Below are 16,625 nucleotides of genomic sequence, written 5' to 3' on the forward strand. Positions count from 1 at the left end.
GGGAAGGCCCCGTCCGGCCCTGCCTGCCCACGGCCGTGCCGACCCTCAGGCTCCTCGCCGTCGGTGCCCGCCGTCCCGGGACCCGGCACGGGCGCGGGAGGTGCCGTCGGGCCACAGCCGCGGACTCCGCTTCGCCGCGACGTCCTCGACCCAGCCGAAGGCAAGGATCGCCAGGCCTATCAGCGGCCAGGCCATCACGAACGTCCACAGCGAGTAGGTGGTGTCCAGCGCGCTCGACGCGGCGTCGCTCCCCATGAAGGGGAGGTCGTAGAGCAGGTCCACGAGGGGGAAGGTGGCCATGATCAGCATGTTGTGCCACAGATAGATCGTGACCGCGCGGTTGTTGGACAGCGTCACCAGCTTGTCCCACCGGCGCAGCCGGCCCGGCAGCTCCTGCCACGACGGGGAGTACTGGAGGAGGATCACGACGAACCCGAAGGACCAGCAGGCCTGCCCCAGCGGGATGCCGTTGAGGTCCCAGCCCTCGTCGCCCTGATGGCCCGAGGCCCACCACAGGCCGAAGGCCATCACCAGCGTCGCGCAGGAGACGGCGGCATAGCGGGGGATCTTCGCCAGGAACCCCTCCTGGTGGGCGATGCCCAGGACCCAGCAGCCGCCGTAGACCGCGAAGTCCGTGACGGCGTTGCCCGTCTCACCGGGGATGGTGACCAGACCCGTGCCGACGATCGCCGTCAGACCGAGCGGCGCCAGCAGTGTCACCCAGGGCACCCGGCGGAACAGCCACAGCAGCAGCGGCGAGGCCACCACGAACCAGAGGTAGGCACGCAGGTACCACAGCGGGCCCGCGGCCTCCTCCGCCCAGGTGTCCTCCAGCAGTCCGTGCGGGGAGCCGATGTGCCAGGGGAAGGGCGGGGCGCCGATCGGGACGATGTAGTTCACCAACTGCACCACGCCGAGGGTGCCGCCGTTGTCCGGGTCCTTCACCGGGTTCCAGCCGCTGACGAACAGCAGCGTCAGCACCACCGCGCTGAACGCCCACAGCGGCGGCAGCAGCCTCCGCACCCGGCTCTTGATGACGCTCAGGGCGGGGCGTTTCAGCGAGCGCGCCATCAGCGATCCCGCCAGCGCGAACATCACACCCATCGACGGGAAGAGCACCGTCAGCCAGGCCCAGCCGAAGAGGTGGTAGGCGACGACGCGGACCAGGGCGATGGAGCGCAGCAGGTCCAGATAGCGGTCCCGGCCCGGTTTCGCCGCGGCGGGCGCGGGCTCCTGCCGCTGCTCGGGACCCGGCTGCTGCGGGATCCCGTACGGCGGTGCCGACTCCGGTCCGGTGCCCGTTCCGGCCGTGTATCCGTGGGTCATGCCACGGGCCTCCGATCGTTGCTGCCGGTCCGCTGGTGCGGCACCGGACCGCCCGGCGCCTCGACGACGCCGGTGCGCCGCAGCTTCTGCCAGCGCAGCCGGCCGCCGGTGAGCGCCGTGATCCAGGACTGGAGCAGCACGACGTACATCAGCTGGCGGTAGAGGATCTGCTGCAGGGGCAGCGAGATGAGATGGGTCATGCGTTCGCGGTCCAGCCGGAAGGCGTAGGCCGCGCACACGGCCTGGATCGCCAGCACGCCCAGCCAGGCCACGACGGTCTTCTCCGTCGGCCCGAACAGCAGTCCGTACAGCAGGAACACATCGATCAGCGGCGCCAGCAGCGGCGCGACCACCATGAACAGGGACACCAGCGGCAGGCCCACCCGGCCGAAGCGGCCCGAGGGGCCCTTGTCCACCAGCGCGCGGCGGTGCTTCCAGATCGCCTGCATGGTGCCGTACGACCAGCGGTAGCGCTGGGACCACAGCTGCTGGACCGACTCGGGGGCCTCCGTCCAGGCGCGGGCGTTCTCGGCGTACACCACCCGCCAGCCGTCGCGGTGCAGCGCCATGGTGACATCGGTGTCCTCGGCGAGCGTGTCGTCGCTCATGCCGCCGATCCGCTCCAGGGCCGAGCGCCGGAAGGCCCCGACCGCGCCGGGGATCGTCGGCATACAGCGCAGCATGTCGTACATCCGGCGGTCGAGGTTGAAGCCCATCACATACTCGATGTGCTGCCAGGCGCCGATGAGGCTGTCCCGGTTGCCCACCTTGGCGTTGCCCGCCACGGCACCGACCTTCGGGTCGCCGAAGGGCTGGACGAGTTCGCGGACGGTCGCCGGTTCGAAGACCGTGTCCCCGTCCATCATCACGATGATGTCGTGGCTCGCGTTCGCCAGGCCCCGGTTGAGCGCGGCCGGTTTGCCCGCGTTGTGCTGGCGCACCACCCGCACGCCCGGCAGGCGCAGATCCTCCACGATCCGGGCCGTGCCGTCCGAGGAGCCGTCGTCGATGACGATCACCTCGACGGGGTGCTCGCTCGCCATCAGGGAACGGACCGTGTTCTCGATGCACTTGGCCTCGTTGTACGCCGGCACCAGCACCGTGACGGGTTCGGTGACGGACGGCCCCCAGCCAAAGCCCCGGCGCCGCACCCGGCGCGCATGGGCGCCGGAGAGGACGAGCATCAGCACGAAGCGGGTGATGACCAGGCCGCCGATGATCGCGAGACAGACGGCGAGGACTCCGGTGGCCTCCTCCGAGGCCTGGACGAGGAAGATCCAGGCCTTGCCCTTCCACAGTTCGGAGCCGGTGACCCGGGTGTGGGCGCTGGGCGCGCCGAGCGCCTCGGTGAGGTTCTGGAACTTGTAGCCCTCGGCCTGGAGCCCGGGCAGGAAGCTGTCCAGTGCCTGCACCGTCTGGTGGCGGTCGCCGCCGGAGTCGTGCATCAGGACGATGGCGCCCTTGCCGTCCTTCGGGGTGGCCCGGCGGATGATCTCCTCGACGCCGGGCTTCTTCCAGTCCTCGCTGTCGGTGTCGTTGACGACGGTGATGTAACCGCGGCTGCCGATGTACTGGGTGACCGGCCAGGACTTGTCGTCCATGGCGTCGGCGAAGGAGGAGTACGGCGGCCGGAAGAGCGAGGTGCGGATGCCGGCCGCGCCGGTGATGGCGAGCTGGTTGGTGGACAGTTCCCAGTCGATGCGCCGTTCCGACTGGTAGGAGAGGTCGGGGTGGTTGAAGGTGTGCAGGCCGACCTCGTGGCCCTCGTCCACCATGCGCTTGACGAGGTCCGGATAGCGCGAGGCCATGGTGCCGGTGACGAAGAAGACCGCGTGGGCGTCGTGCTTCTTCAGCACGTCCAGGACCTTGGGGGTCCAGGTCGGGTCGGGGCCGTCGTCGAAGGTGAGGACCAGTTGGTGGTCGGGCACCCGCATGCTGGCGGTGCGGCCGCTGCGGGTGTCGATGACCGGGCCGCCCTCGAGGATCTTCTCCGGCACCTTGTCGGTGGAGGCCTCGGGCTGGATGCGGTACCGGGAGGGCCGGCTGCGCAGGCTCTGGGTGGACGAGACGCGTCCGTTGCTGCAAGGTGCTCGTTTGACGGCGTACGAGGCGGCCCGCCACGGGATGACGTACACCTTGCTCACGGACAATGCGGCGGGATCGCTGTTCGCGGCCGGGCAGGTGGACGCCGTGCTGATCGGGGCGGACCGGATCGCGGCCGACGGTTCGGTGGCGAACAAGGTGGGGAGCTATCCCCTCGCCGTGCTGGCCAAGTACCACCATGTGCCGTTCCTCGTGGTGGCGCCGGTGACGACGGTGGACGCGGCCACGCCGGACGGAGCGTCGATCGAGGTCGAGCAGCGGGCCGGACACGAGGTGACGGAGGCCTTCGCGCCTCGGCCGACGGGAGCGGAGACGGGAGGCGGGACACCGGTGGCACCCCTGGGGACCCAGGCGTACAACCCGGCGTTCGATGTGACGCCGCCCGAGCTGGTGACGGCGATCGTCACCGAAGAAGGAGTCGTGTCGCCCGTGACGGCAGGGGCCCTCGCCGCGCTGTGTGACAGGTCACGCCAGGTAACGATTTAGTTAATGGGATGATGTCGTTTATGAAGGGACGAGTCCTTGTCGTCGACGACGACACCGCACTGGCCGAGATGCTCGGCATTGTGCTGCGTGGTGAAGGTTTTGAGCCGTCTTTCGTAGCCGACGGCGACAAGGCGCTGGCCGCCTTTCGCGAGACCAAGCCCGACCTGGTGCTGCTCGATCTGATGCTGCCCGGGCGGGACGGCATCGAGGTGTGCCGCCTGATCAGGGCGGAGTCCGGCGTGCCCATCGTGATGCTGACGGCCAAGAGCGACACCGTGGACGTGGTGGTCGGTCTGGAGTCGGGCGCGGACGACTACATCGTGAAGCCGTTCAAGCCGAAGGAGCTGGTCGCCCGGATCCGGGCGCGGCTGCGGAGGTCGGAGGAGCCGGCGCCCGAGCAGCTCGCCATCGGCGACCTGGTGATCGATGTGGCCGGTCACTCCGTGAAGCGGGACGGGCAGTCGATCGCGTTGACGCCGCTGGAGTTCGATCTGCTGGTGGCGCTCGCGCGCAAGCCGTGGCAGGTGTTCACCCGTGAGGTCCTGCTGGAGCAGGTCTGGGGCTACCGCCATGCGGCCGACACCCGCCTTGTCAATGTTCATGTCCAGCGGCTGCGCTCCAAGGTGGAGAAGGACCCGGAGCGGCCGGAGATCGTGGTGACCGTTCGTGGCGTCGGCTACAAGGCCGGACCGAGCTGATATGGCGCCTGACAGTGCCGCTCCGGCGCCCGGTCGGCCGGGAACCCGACCGGAGCGGCCTGTCGGAGGGCGGACGGCCGGTTCCCGGTGGGAAATCTTCGAGGGCGGGCTGCTCCGCGGCGGAGTCCACGGCAGCCCCGTGCTGCGGCTGGTGATGCGCTGGGTGCGTCGGCCGCTGCTGCCGGTGATCCGGCTGTGGCGGCGCAACATCCAGCTCAGGATCGTCGTCACCACGCTGCTGATGTCGCTCGGCGTGGTGCTGCTGCTGGGCTTCGTGGTCATCGGCCAGGTGCGCAACGGGCTGCTGGACGCCAAGGTGAAGGCGTCGCAGAGCCAGGCCGTGGGCGGCTTCACGGCCGCCGGGCAGAAGGCCGACAGCGCGGCCGGGGCGAGCGGCGGTGACGAGGGCCCGGGCACCGGAAACCCCGTGCAGAACGTCAGCGGCTGGATGAGCGACCTCGTCGAGTCGCTCTCCAGCGGCGGCCAGGGCGCCTTCGACGTGGTCACGCTCAGCACGACCGCCGCGGGCGACGACATCCGTGGCCTGGGACCGCGCGCCTCGGGCGGGGTGGACCCGAGCCAGAGCGTTCCCGAGGATCTGCGCAGGCGTCTGGACGCGGGCGGGGTGGCCCAGAGCTACACCCGCATCGTCTACACGAACAGCAGCCGCGGCACCCAGCCCGCGCTGATCATCGGCAAGCAGATCAATGACTCCAACGGCGACCCGTACCAGCTGTACTTCCTCTTCCCCCTCACCCAGGAGGAGAAGTCGCTCAGCCTGGTCAAGGGCACGCTCGCGACCGCCGGGCTCTTCGTGGTCGTCCTCCTCGGAGCGATCGCCTGGCTGGTGGTGCGCCAGGTCGTCACCCCCGTACGGATGGCCGCCGGTATCGCGGAGCGGTTGTCCGCCGGGCGCCTCCAGGAACGGATGAAGGTCACCGGCGAGGACGACATCGCGCGCCTGGGCGAGGCCTTCAACAAGATGGCGCAGAACCTCCAGCTGAAGATCCAGCAGTTGGAGGACCTGTCGCGGATGCAGCGGCGGTTCGTGTCCGATGTGTCGCACGAGCTGCGTACACCGCTGACCACCGTGCGCATGGCCGCCGATGTCATCCATGAGGCACGGGTCGACTTCGACCCGGTGACCGGGCGGTCGGCGGAGCTGCTCGCCGACCAGCTGGACCGCTTCGAGTCCCTGCTCGCGGATCTGCTGGAGATCAGCCGTTTCGACGCGGGCGCGGCGGCGCTGGAGGCCGATGCGATCGACCTGCGGGAGGTGGTGCGGCGGGTGGTGAGCGGGGCCGAGCCGCTCGCCGAGCGCAAGGGCACACGGATACGCGTCGTCGGTGACCAGCAGCCCGTGGTGGCCGAGGCGGACGCCCGGCGTGTGGAGCGGGTGCTGCGCAATCTGGTCGTCAACGCGGTCGAGCACGGCGAGGGCAAGGATGTCGTCGTCAAGCTGGCCGCGGCGGGCGGCGCGGTCGCGGTCGCCGTGCGCGACTACGGGGTGGGGCTCAAGCCCGGCGAGGCGACCCGGGTGTTCAGCCGCTTCTGGCGGGCGGACCCGGCGCGCGCCCGTACCACCGGTGGTACGGGTCTGGGGCTGTCCATCTCCCTGGAGGACGCGCGGCTGCACGGCGGCTGGCTGCAGGCGTGGGGAGAGCCGGGTGGAGGCTCGCAGTTCCGGCTGACGCTGCCCCGGACCGCCGACGAGCCGCTGCGGGGCTCCCCGATACCCCTGGAGCCCAAGGACTCACGGCGCAACCGCGGACTGAACGACGCGGGACTGGCCCCGGGTGGCTCCGGCAAGCGCGCCACGGTGCCCGTACAGGCCACCGGGGAGCAGCCGCCCTCGCACGCCCCGATCGCGCCGCGGTCGACGCCGGCGACGCCCACGGCGGACCCGACGGCGCTGCCCGGCAACGGCGCCCGGGTGGTGCCACGGCCCGCCGGGACCGTACGACGGAACGACGACAGCACACCGGAACCGCCCCAGGGTGGTGGCGGTCCGGACGAGCGGGCGCAAGGGGAGGCAGTTCGTGGGCGCTGAGGGCAGCGGCCGGCGGCGTGTTCCACGCCTCGGGGTGTTCACCGGCTGTGGTGCCGTACTGCTGGCCGGGTGCGCCTCGATGCCGGACAGCGGCGGACTGAGCGGGGTCGAGTCCACACCCCGGCAGAACGCACAGGTCCGGGTGTTCGCCAAGCCGCCGCGGGAGAACGCCGGGCCCGCGGAGATCGTGCAGGGTTTCCTGGAGGCGCTGACCAGCGACGACCCGCAGTATGAGACGGCGCGGAAGTATCTGACCTCCGGAGCCTCGCGCACCTGGAGGCCGGACGCCTCCACCACGGTGCTCTCCGACGGGCCGAACGCCATGCCCGAGGGCAGCAGAAGCCGGGAGGTGGGCGACGACTACGCCTACACCCTGACCGGCAGCCGGCTCGCCGTGGTGGACGCGCAGCACGCGTATGCGCCGGACTCGGGGACGTACGGCAGCACGGTGCATCTCGTGCTGGACAGGAAGACCAACCAGTGGCGCATCGACTCGCTGCCGCAGGGCGTGGTGATGGGCCGGTCCGACTTCCAGCGCAACTATGTCTCGGTCAACAAGTACTACTACGCCTCGAACGTCCCGACCACGGTGAGCGGGCAGCTGAGCACGGTCGCGGACCCGGTGTATGTGCGCAGCAAGGTCGACCCCGTGACGGCGACGGTGCGCTCCTTGCTGAAGGGCCCCACGCACTGGCTGGCCCCCGTGACGACGACCGGCTTCCCCACGGGCACCGCGCTGCGCAAGGACGTCGTCTCGCTGTCGCCCGACGACCAGAACACGCTGACGGTGCCGCTCAACGGCAAGGCCGACGGGGTCGGGCGGGTGCAGTGCACCAGAATGGCGGCGCAGCTGCTGTTCACGCTCCAGGACCTGACGCCCACGGGTGTCAACCGGATCGAGCTGCAGCGGGAGAACGGCAAGAAGCTGTGTGAGCTGAGCGAGAACGGGGCCGAGCGGATCGCCTCGCACGGCACGGGCAAGCGGCCGGCGTACGAGTACTTCATCGACGGCAAGCAACGGCTGGTCCGGCTGCCCACCGGCAGCCCCTCCCAGGAGCCCGATCCGGTGCCCGGCGCGCTGGGCACGGAGGAGACACCACTGCGGGCGGCCGCGGTCTCGCGGGACGAGGGCACGGCGGCCGGGGTCTCGGCCGAGGGGCGGTCCCTGTACGTAAGTTCGCTGGTGCCGGGCGCCACGCTGGGGGACGCGGTGCTGACCAGTGCGGGGCTGTCGCAGGAGGACAGGCTGACGACCCCGAGCTGGGACGGCGGAGGCGATCTGTGGGTGGCCGACCGCGATCCGAAGAACCCTCGGCTGCTGCTGCTTCAGCAGGGCGCGGGTGAGCCGGTGCCGGTGCGCACACCGGGCCTGGACGGGCGTATCGACGCGGTGCGGGTGGCCGCGGACGGCGTACGGATCGCCCTGATCGTCGAGAAGGGCGGCACCACCTCGCTGCAGATCGGGCGCGTGGAGCGGAAGGAGGGCGCGGACGGCGCGATCACCGTGTCGATCCGCGGACTGCACTCCGTGACCCCGCAGTTGGAGGCGGTCACGGCCATGTCGTGGGCCGGTGACGGCAGGCTCGTGGTGGTCGGACGCGAGGCCGGTGGGGTGCAGCAGCTGAGATATGTGCAGGTCGACGGCTCCACCCCGGCGGGGGTTCCGCCGGCCTCGCTGACGGGCGTCAAGCAGATAGCGGCCTCCGAGGACGAGCGGCTGCCGCTGGTGGCGTACTCGGAGGACGGGATCGTGCGTCTGTCGGGCGGGACGCAGTGGCAGAAGGTGGTGAAGAAGGGCACGGCTCCCGTCTATCCGGGGTAGACGAGGGGCCGCGACCGGGGGCGGCGGGCCTCCACCGGTGGGCCTCCGCCGGTTGTCCACAGGGAGTTGTCCACAGGCCTGGCGGGTCACCGCGGGCCCGGGCACAGTGGTGGCCGTGCGGGGGTGGTGGCAGGACCTGACCGACCTGGTGCTGCCGGCCGAGTGCGGCGGCTGCGGCAGGCCACGCGCGGTGCTCTGCGCGAAGTGCCGCACGGCGCTGTACGGGGCCGCGCCGCGCCGGGTGCGGCCGGTCCCGGCGCCTGGGGGACTGCCCGTGGTGCACGCGGCCGCGGTGTACGGAGGCGCGGTGCGCGCCGCGATCCTGGCCCACAAGGAGCGGGGCGCCCTCACGCTCGCAAGACCGCTGGGGGTGTCCCTGGCCGGGGCCGTAGAGGCGGCGCTGGGCCGGAGAGAGCCCGGGACCGGTAGCGGCCGGGTGCCCGTGCTGCTGGTGCCGGTCCCCTCCGCGCGCCGGGCCGTGCGGGCCAGGGGGCACGATCCCGCGCGGCGGATCGCGCTCGCGGCGGCGGGAGAGCTGCGCAGGGGCGGGACGGCGGCCCGGGTGGCGGCGGTGCTGCGGCAGCGGCGGGCCGTGGCCGACCAGGCGGGGCTCGACTCCCGGCAGCGCCTCGCCAATCTGGCGGGCGCCCTGGAGGTGGTCGCGGGGTGCGGCCGGCTGCTGGCCGGCGGCCGGATCGTCCTCGTGGACGATCTGATGACCACGGGCGCCTCGCTGTCGGAGGCCGCCCGCGCGGTCCGGGCGGTGCTCGACGGTCCCCGGACGGCGGACGGCGAAGTGTATGAGCGCCAGGCCGGGGAAGCAACGGGGGAACGGACGACTGGGGAGAGGACGGCATCCGCACATCGGCATGGCGAAGCACGATCAACGGGCGCTGGAAACGTCCTTGGACCCGGGATCCGCGCGGCGGTGATCGCGGCCCCACCCGAATCCTTCGAAACAAACCGGAACTGACCGAGATCTTTCGTCGTTGCAGGTAATGAGCAGGTCAATTCACCTGAACGGAAGTACGCCGCAGTAGAGGGTGACGACATCCGTCCGGGCGAGATATGTTCGGTGGTGAGGGAAAGGCGCAGGCCATACCCCGCCTATCCGAATGCCGTGCTGTGGGTTTGTCTTGATCCCGTCGGCGGCAGGGTGGAGATCTCGCCCATGGGGGAGGAGGAGGTGGAGTCACCGAGTCCGAGGCCCCGGTGGTCACCGGAGCCTGGTGCACAAGGGAGATGCTCCGCCAGGGGTGCGGAGCGATCCGGGAACGGAGTTCTGCGTGGACATCGTCGTCAAGGGCCGCAAGACCGAGGTGCCCGAGCGGTTCCGGAAGCACGTGGCCGAGAAGCTGAAGCTGGACAAGATCCAGAAGCTCGATGGCAAGGTGATCAGCCTGGACGTCGAGGTGTCCAAGGAGCCCAACCCCCGACAGGCCGACCGTTGTGACCGAGTGGAGATCACTCTCTACTCCCGCGGTCCGGTGATCCGGGCGGAGGCAGCGGCCAGCGATCCGTACGCGGCGCTCGATCTCGCGGCGGAGAAGCTCGAGGCCCGGCTGCGCAAGCAGCACGACAAGCGCCACACCCGGCGTGGGGTCCGCAGGCTCACTGCGGCTGAGGTACCCGACCATGTCCCGGGTGCCGCGACGCTCGACGGCAACGGCAGTGTCGTGACGGAGGGGGAAGCGGGCGGCGTGCCCGCCAGGAGGATGGGATCGCTGGAGGTCCAGGGCGAAGGCCCCCTCGTCGTCCGCGAGAAGACCCATGTCGCGGCCCCGATGTCGCTCGACCAGGCGCTCTACGAGATGGAGCTGGTCGGGCACGACTTCTATCTGTTCGTCGACTCCGAGACCAAACAGCCCAGTGTCGTCTACCGGCGCCACGCATACGACTACGGCGTCATCCACCTCAGCACGGACCAGATGGTGACCCAGGCGCAGACCGCCGAAACGGGCGGAACGCTCGGCGGCTGATCCGGCCGGGACGATGCCGCGACCGGTGCCCCTGGTGAGCCCCCGCGCCCCCAGGGGCACCGGTATGCGGCCATTTCACGCCGCGCTCTGTCACCTGACCGCCGCTCAGGCATGGAATCATGGCCGCAACGGCCCAACGGGTGGGCCGTTGCCTTGGGTTGGCGATGGCACAGGACCAGGCCACAGCCTTCAGGGGGAGGAACGATGGCGGACAGCTTCGGACCGATGCATGACGAGGACGTCGACGACGGCGTCGTCGCCATGGGCCCGGAGGGGGGCTCTTCACGCAAGGAGCCCATCCGTGTTCTCGTCGTCGACGACCACGCTCTCTTCCGGCGCGGCCTGGAGATCGTGCTCGCGGCCGAGGAGGACATCCAGGTCGTCGGCGAGGCGGGGGACGGCGCGGAGGCGGTGGACAAGGCGGCCGACCTGCTGCCCGACATCGTGCTGATGGATGTGCGGATGCCCAGACGGGGCGGGATCGAGGCCTGTACCTCCATCAAGGAGGTGGCACCCAGCGCAAAGATCATCATGCTGACGATCAGCGATGAAGAAGCCGATCTCTATGACGCGATCAAGGCGGGCGCCACCGGTTATCTCCTCAAGGAGATCTCCACCGACGAGGTGTCCACGGCCATTCGCGCGGTCGCCGACGGGCAGTCGCAGATCAGCCCCTCCATGGCGTCGAAACTCCTCACCGAGTTCAAATCGATGATCCAGCGGACCGACGAGCGCCGACTGGTCCCCGCGCCCCGGCTCACCGACCGGGAACTGGAAGTCCTCAAACTCGTCGCCACCGGAATGAACAACCGGGACATCGCCAAGGAGTTGTTCATCTCCGAGAACACCGTGAAGAACCATGTGCGCAACATCCTGGAGAAGCTGCAGCTGCACTCCAGGATGGAGGCCGTGGTCTATGCGATGCGGGAGAAGATCCTGGAGATCCGCTGAGTTCCCTCGGCGGACCGTCCGGCTTCGCCGACGGAACGGGCCCGTGGACGCGGGGATGTGCAGGGAGTCAGCCCGGCGCGAGTCAGTTCTGCGCGTGGGCCAGCTCCCGGACCAGTGCCTCCCGCAGGGCCGGATCGTCCATCCGCTCCACGCGCACATCGGTGCAGTCCACCCAGGCCGCTGCCTCCCGCAGGGCCTGGGCCACGGCCGGAACCGCCCCGGGACCGTCCACCGAGACCTGCTTGGCCACCAGTGCCCGGCCCTCCCGCGCGGGATCCACCCGGCCCACCAGCCGGCCGCCGGCCAGGACCGGCATCGCGAAATAGCCGTGCACCCGCTTCTGCTTGGGGACGTACGCCTCCAGGCGGTGGGTGAAACCGAAGATCCGCTCCGTGCGCGCCCGCTCCCAGATCAGGGAGTCGAAGGGGGACAGCAGCGTCGTACGGTGCCGGCCGCGCGGCGGGGTCTCCAGCGCCGCCGGGTCCGCCCAGGCCGGCTTGCCCCATCCTTGGACCGTCACCGGCACCAGGCCCGAGTCCGCGATCACCGCGTCGACCTGCTCGGCCTTGAGCCGGTGGTAGTCGGCGATGTCCCCGCGCGTGCCGACCCCGAGGGACTGGCCGGCGAGGCGGACGAGACGGCGCAGACACTCGGTGTCGTCCAGCTCGTCGTGGAGCAGGGCAGCGGGGACGGCGCGCTCGGCGAGGTCGTACACCCGCTTCCAGCCGCGGCGCTCCACGCACACCACCTCCCCGTACATCAGGGCGCGCTCCACTGCGACCTTGGTGCCCGACCAGTCCCACCACTCGCTGGTCTTCTTCGCGCCGCCCAGATCCGTGGCCGTCAGGGGGCCCTCGGCGCGCAGCTGCTTGACGACCTGGTCGTAGACACCGTCCGGGAGGGGGTGGTTCCAGTGCGGGCGGGCCCGGTAGGCGCGGCGGCGGAAGGCGAAGTGCGGCCACTCCTCGATGGGAAGCAGGCACGCGGCGTGCGACCAGTACTCGAACGCATGGGGCCGGGCCGCGGCCGTGCCGTCGGGCTTCGGCGTCCAGTAGGCCGCGTCGACCGCCTTGCGGCCTATGGCGCCCAGGCGGGCGTAGGGAATGAGCTCGTGGGAGCGGGCGAGGACCGAGATCGTGTCGAGCTGGACCGCGCCGAGGTGACGCAGGACGCCGCGGACACCGGCCCTGCGGTCCGGGACGCCGAGCAGGCCCTGGGCGCGCAGGGCGATACGGCGGGCGTCGTCGGCGGTCAGTTCGGTGGCGGGGCGCGGGACACTCGGCATGGTCACACCGTAGGCGGTGGCACTGACAACGCGGAGTGAGCTGGGCTTTTGCCCCGCACCGCCTTTTCGGCCCGCGCGGGGTGCGAGGCTCCGCCCGCCTGTCGGGGCAATACCGCTAGGACGCCCGTGAGGGGGCCGGCAGATACGGGGCCGCCGAGGGCAGGCCCAGGTCCGACGGCAGCAGTGAGCCCACCCAGCAGTCCCGGCGCACCCCTTTGTTGCTGACCGCGGAACGCAGCACGCCCTCGACGGTGAAGCCCGCCCGCTCCGCGACCGCGCGGGAGGCCGCGTTGCCGACCTCGGCGCGCCATTCCACGCGGTCGACCGAGAGACGGGCGAAGGCCCAGCGCGACGCGCCGAGCGTGGCCTCCGTGATGTAACCGTTGCCCCGGTGCTCCGCGGCCGTCCAGAAGCCCACCTCGGCGACGCCCGGCGAGCGCATGGTCAGGCTCAGCATGCCCACCAGCTCCCCCGAGGGCAGGAACACACCGAAGGTGAACACCGAGGAGTCCGCCCAGCCGTCGGGCACCATCTGCCGGACGAACCCTTCGGCGTGTTCGCGCAGATAGGGCGACGGGATGGTGGTCCAGCGCTGGATGTCCGGGTCCTGGGCGGCCGCGTACACCGCGTCGGTGTCCCGCGCCTCCACGGTGCGCAGCAGCAGACGGTCGGTGGTCAGCGTGACGGGGTCCATCGCCCGATTCTGCGCGGACCCGCGCCGTCACGCCATGACTTTCCGCGCCGGTCGCGTCTCCCGTCCTCGCGTCGTCCGCCTCGCCACGCCGTTGTCCCGGCGCAGTCGTCAGAGCGTGAAAGGCCGGTTACTTTTCGTGGCACGGACGCGGCACCTTCCGTGACGCCCGTCCGTTGTCCTAGTGGCTGTCATCGGCAGGCCTCCCGGCGCGGCGGGGTCCTCGCTTACGATGGCCGTTGCTCAAGCTGTTCCCAGGCAACCGACCGTCCCAGGCCCGACCGGCAAGGAGACAAACCCCCGTGTCCGTCCTCTCGAAGATCATGCGTGCAGGCGAAGGCAAGATCCTGCGCAAGCTGCACCGCATCGCGGACCAGGTCAACTCCATCGAAGAGGACTTCATCGACCTCTCCGACGCCGAGCTGCGGGCCCTCACCGATCAGTACAAGGAGCGGTACGCCGACGGTGAGACGCTCGACGACCTGCTCCCCGAGGCCTTTGCCACCGTGCGCGAGGCCGCCAAGCGTGTCCTCGGCCAGCGCCACTACGACGTGCAGATGATGGGCGGCGCCGCGCTCCATCTCGGCTATGTCGCCGAGATGAAGACCGGTGAGGGCAAGACCCTGGTCGGCACGCTGCCCGCGTATCTGAACGCCATCTCCGGGGACGGCGTCCACATCGTCACGGTCAACGACTACCTGGCCGAGCGCGACTCCGAGATGATGGGTCGCGTCCACAAGTTCCTGGGCCTGAACGTCGGCTGCATCCTGGCCAACATGACGCCGGCCCAGCGCCGCGAGCAGTACGCCTGCGACATCACGTACGGCACGAACAACGAGTTCGGCTTCGACTATCTGCGCGACAACATGGCCTGGTCGCAGGACGAACTTGTGCAGCGCGGCCATAACTTCGCCATCGTCGACGAGGTCGACTCCATCCTCGTCGACGAGGCCCGTACGCCGCTGATCATCTCCGGCCCGGCCGACCAGGCCACCAAGTGGTACGGCGACTTCGCCAAGCTGGTCACCCGCCTGAAGAAGGGCGAGGCGGGCAACCCCCTCAAGGGCATCGAGGAGACCGGCGACTACGAGGTCGACGAGAAGAAGCGCACGGTCGCCATCCACGAGTCCGGCGTCAGCAAGGTCGAGGACTGGCTGGGCATCGACAACCTCTACGAGTCGGTGAACACCCCGCTGGTCGGCTATCTGAACAACGCGATCAAGGCCAAGGAGCTCTTCAAGAACGACAAGGACTACGTCGTCATCGACGGCGAGGTCATGATCGTCGACGAGCACACCGGCCGTATCCTCGCGGGCCGCCGCTACAACGAGGGCATGCACCAGGCGATCGAGGCGAAGGAAGGGGTGGACATCAAGGACGAGAACCAGACGCTCGCCACGATCACCCTGCAGAACTTCTTCCGCCTCTACAACAAGCTCTCCGGCATGACCGGTACGGCGATGACCGAGGCCGCCGAGTTCCACCAGATCTACAAGCTCGGCGTGGTCCCGATCCCCACCAACAAGCCGATGGTCCGCAAGGACCAGTCGGACCTGATCTACCGCACCGAGGTCGCCAAGTTCGAGGCGGTCGTCGACGACATCGCCGAGAAGCACGAGAAGGGCCAGCCGATCCTCGTCGGCACGACGTCGGTCGAGAAGTCCGAGTATCTGTCCCAGCAGCTGAGCAAGCGCGGCATCCAGCACGAGGTGCTGAACGCCAAGCAGCACGACCGTGAGGCCGTGATCGTCGCCCAGGCCGGCCGCAAGGGCGCCGTGACGGTGGCCACCAACATGGCCGGCCGTGGTACGGACATCAAGCTCGGCGGCAACCCCGAGGACCTCGCCGAGGCCGAGCTGCGCCAGGGCGGCCTGGACCCCGAGGAGCACATCGAGGAGTGGGCCGCGGCCCTGCCCGCCGCGCTGGAGCGGGCCGAGCAGGCGGTCAAGGCCGAGAAGGACGAGGTCGAGGAGCTCGGCGGCCTGTATGTGCTGGGCACCGAGCGGCACGAGTCCCGCCGTATCGACAACCAGCTGCGCGGTCGTTCCGGCCGTCAGGGCGACCCCGGCGAGTCCCGCTTCTATCTCTCCCTGGGCGACGACCTGATGCGTCTGTTCAAGGCCCAGATGGTCGAGCGCGTCATGTCGATGGCGAATGTGCCGGACGATGTGCCGATCGAGAACAAGATGGTCACCCGCGCCATCGCGTCCGCCCAGTCGCAGGTCGAGCAGCAGAACTTCGAGACCCGGAAGAACGTCCTCAAGTACGACGAGGTGCTCAACCGGCAGCGCGAGGTCATCTACGGCGAGCGGCGTCGTGTCCTGGAGGGTGAGGACCTCCAGGAGCAGGTCCAGCACTTCATGGACGACACGATCGACGCCTATGTCGGCGCCGAGACCGCCGAGGGCTTCGCCGAGGAGTGGGACCTGGACCGGCTGTGGGGCGCCTTCAAGCAGCTCTACCCGGTGAAGATCACCATCGAGGAGCTGGAGGACGCCGCCGGCGACCGGGCCGGGCTGACCGCCGACTTCATCGCCGAGTCCATCAAGGACGACATCCGCGACCAGTACGAGCAGCGTGAGACGCAGCTCGGCTCCGAGATCATGCGTGAGCTGGAGCGCCGGGTCGTGCTGTCGGTCCTGGACCGCAAGTGGCGTGAGCACCTCTACGAGATGGACTACCTCCAGGAGGGCATCGGCCTGCGGGCGATGGCCCAGAAGGACCCGCTGATCGAGTATCAGCGCGAGGGCTTCGACATGTTCACCGCGATGATGGAGGGCATCAAGGAGGAGTCCGTCGGCTATCTGTTCAACCTGGAGGTCCAGGTCGAGCAGCAGGTCGAGGAGGTGCCGGTCGAGGAGGCCGAGGCCAAGCCCTCCCTGGAGAAGGAAGAGGCCGTGGCGGCCCAGGCGGCCCGCCCGGAGATCCGCGCCAAGGGTCTGGACGCCCCGCAGCGCCACGACCGGCTGCACTTCTCCGCGCCCACCGTGGACGGCGAGGGCGGCGTGGTCGAGGGCGACTTCACCAGCGACGGCGAGCCGGTGCGCTCGGAGGCGGACGGCCTCACGCGGGCGGAGCGCCGCAAGCAGGCGAAGGGCCGGCGCCGCAAGAAGTGACGCCCCCGCGGGCGACACCGCTGTGGTGAGGGCCGGGCACCCCTTTGGGGCGCCCGGCCCTCGTGTGTGTGCGTTCCGTCCGGCGGGCGGTGGTGCGGCGTGTGCGGCGGTGCGGCGC

The 16,625-nt window shown here is 70.2% G+C and carries 11 protein-coding genes and 1 pseudogene; 8 read left to right on the plus strand and 4 right to left on the minus strand.

The window, feature by feature from the left end:
• Nucleotides 1-45 precede the first annotated feature (45 nt).
• Both CP978_RS13670 and CP978_RS13675 read right to left on the minus strand, forming a co-directional pair.
• Nucleotides 46-1,326, minus strand: a complete 1,281-nt coding sequence (locus CP978_RS13670) for an acyltransferase family protein (protein WP_043440661.1) — start codon at nt 1,324-1,326, stop codon at nt 46-48.
• Complete coding sequence (locus tag CP978_RS13675) at nt 1,323-3,470, minus strand: bifunctional polysaccharide deacetylase/glycosyltransferase family 2 protein (protein WP_487248048.1); 2,148 nt, start codon at nt 3,468-3,470, stop codon at nt 1,323-1,325. Before CP978_RS13675 ends, CP978_RS13670 begins: the two co-directional genes overlap by 4 nt.
• Here CP978_RS13675 and CP978_RS13680 point away from each other — a divergent pair.
• The 7 genes and pseudogenes from CP978_RS13680 to CP978_RS13710 all read left to right on the plus strand — a co-directional run.
• Nucleotides 3,355-3,915: pseudogene (locus CP978_RS13680) on the plus strand (S-methyl-5-thioribose-1-phosphate isomerase); the annotation flags it as partial. The gene CP978_RS13675 and the pseudogene CP978_RS13680 overlap by 116 nt on opposite strands.
• Before the next feature lie 8 nt (nt 3,916-3,923).
• Complete coding sequence (gene mtrA / locus CP978_RS13685) at nt 3,924-4,613, plus strand: two-component system response regulator MtrA (RefSeq protein ID WP_015659998.1); 690 nt, start codon at nt 3,924-3,926, stop codon at nt 4,611-4,613.
• A gap of 1 nt (nt 4,614) precedes the next feature.
• Nucleotides 4,615-6,663, plus strand: a complete 2,049-nt coding sequence (mtrB, locus tag CP978_RS13690) for an MtrAB system histidine kinase MtrB (RefSeq protein WP_043440762.1) — start codon at nt 4,615-4,617, stop codon at nt 6,661-6,663.
• Nucleotides 6,653-8,485 carry an LpqB family beta-propeller domain-containing protein gene (locus CP978_RS13695; protein ID WP_043448586.1) on the plus strand — a complete coding sequence of 611 codons (1,833 nt, stop codon included), beginning with the start codon at nt 6,653-6,655 and terminating at the stop codon, nt 8,483-8,485. The genes mtrB and CP978_RS13695 overlap by 11 nt, the downstream gene beginning before the upstream one ends.
• Nucleotides 8,486-8,600: 115 nt before the next feature.
• Entirely contained in the window at nt 8,601-9,458 is an 858-nt protein-coding gene (locus tag CP978_RS13700; RefSeq protein WP_150478219.1) for a ComF family protein, read from the plus strand.
• 313 nt (nt 9,459-9,771) lie between these two features.
• Nucleotides 9,772-10,464, plus strand: a complete 693-nt coding sequence (gene hpf, locus CP978_RS13705; RefSeq protein ID WP_043440760.1) for a ribosome hibernation-promoting factor, HPF/YfiA family — start codon at nt 9,772-9,774, stop codon at nt 10,462-10,464.
• A gap of 204 nt (nt 10,465-10,668) precedes the next feature.
• Nucleotides 10,669-11,415: a response regulator gene (locus CP978_RS13710; protein ID WP_043440758.1), complete on the plus strand. Its 747-nt coding sequence runs from the start codon at nt 10,669-10,671 to the stop codon at nt 11,413-11,415.
• A gap of 82 nt (nt 11,416-11,497) precedes the next feature.
• Here the strand turns inward: CP978_RS13710 and CP978_RS13715 are convergent, their stop codons facing one another.
• Both CP978_RS13715 and CP978_RS13720 read right to left on the minus strand, forming a co-directional pair.
• Nucleotides 11,498-12,700, minus strand: coding sequence for a winged helix-turn-helix domain-containing protein (locus CP978_RS13715; protein ID WP_043440755.1), 1,203 nt, complete (start codon nt 12,698-12,700; stop codon nt 11,498-11,500).
• A gap of 115 nt (nt 12,701-12,815) precedes the next feature.
• Entirely contained in the window at nt 12,816-13,394 is a 579-nt protein-coding gene (locus CP978_RS13720) for a GNAT family N-acetyltransferase (protein WP_043440753.1), read from the minus strand.
• A 299-nt stretch (nt 13,395-13,693) separates the two neighbouring features.
• On the opposite strand from CP978_RS13720, the gene secA reads away from it, so the two are divergent.
• Complete coding sequence (gene secA, locus CP978_RS13725) at nt 13,694-16,507, plus strand: preprotein translocase subunit SecA (protein WP_043440751.1); 2,814 nt, start codon at nt 13,694-13,696, stop codon at nt 16,505-16,507.
• Nucleotides 16,508-16,625 lie beyond the last annotated feature (118 nt).

This window comes from Streptomyces nodosus, assembly GCF_008704995.1.
In the GTDB taxonomy this organism is placed as follows: domain Bacteria; phylum Actinomycetota; class Actinomycetes; order Streptomycetales; family Streptomycetaceae; genus Streptomyces; species Streptomyces nodosus.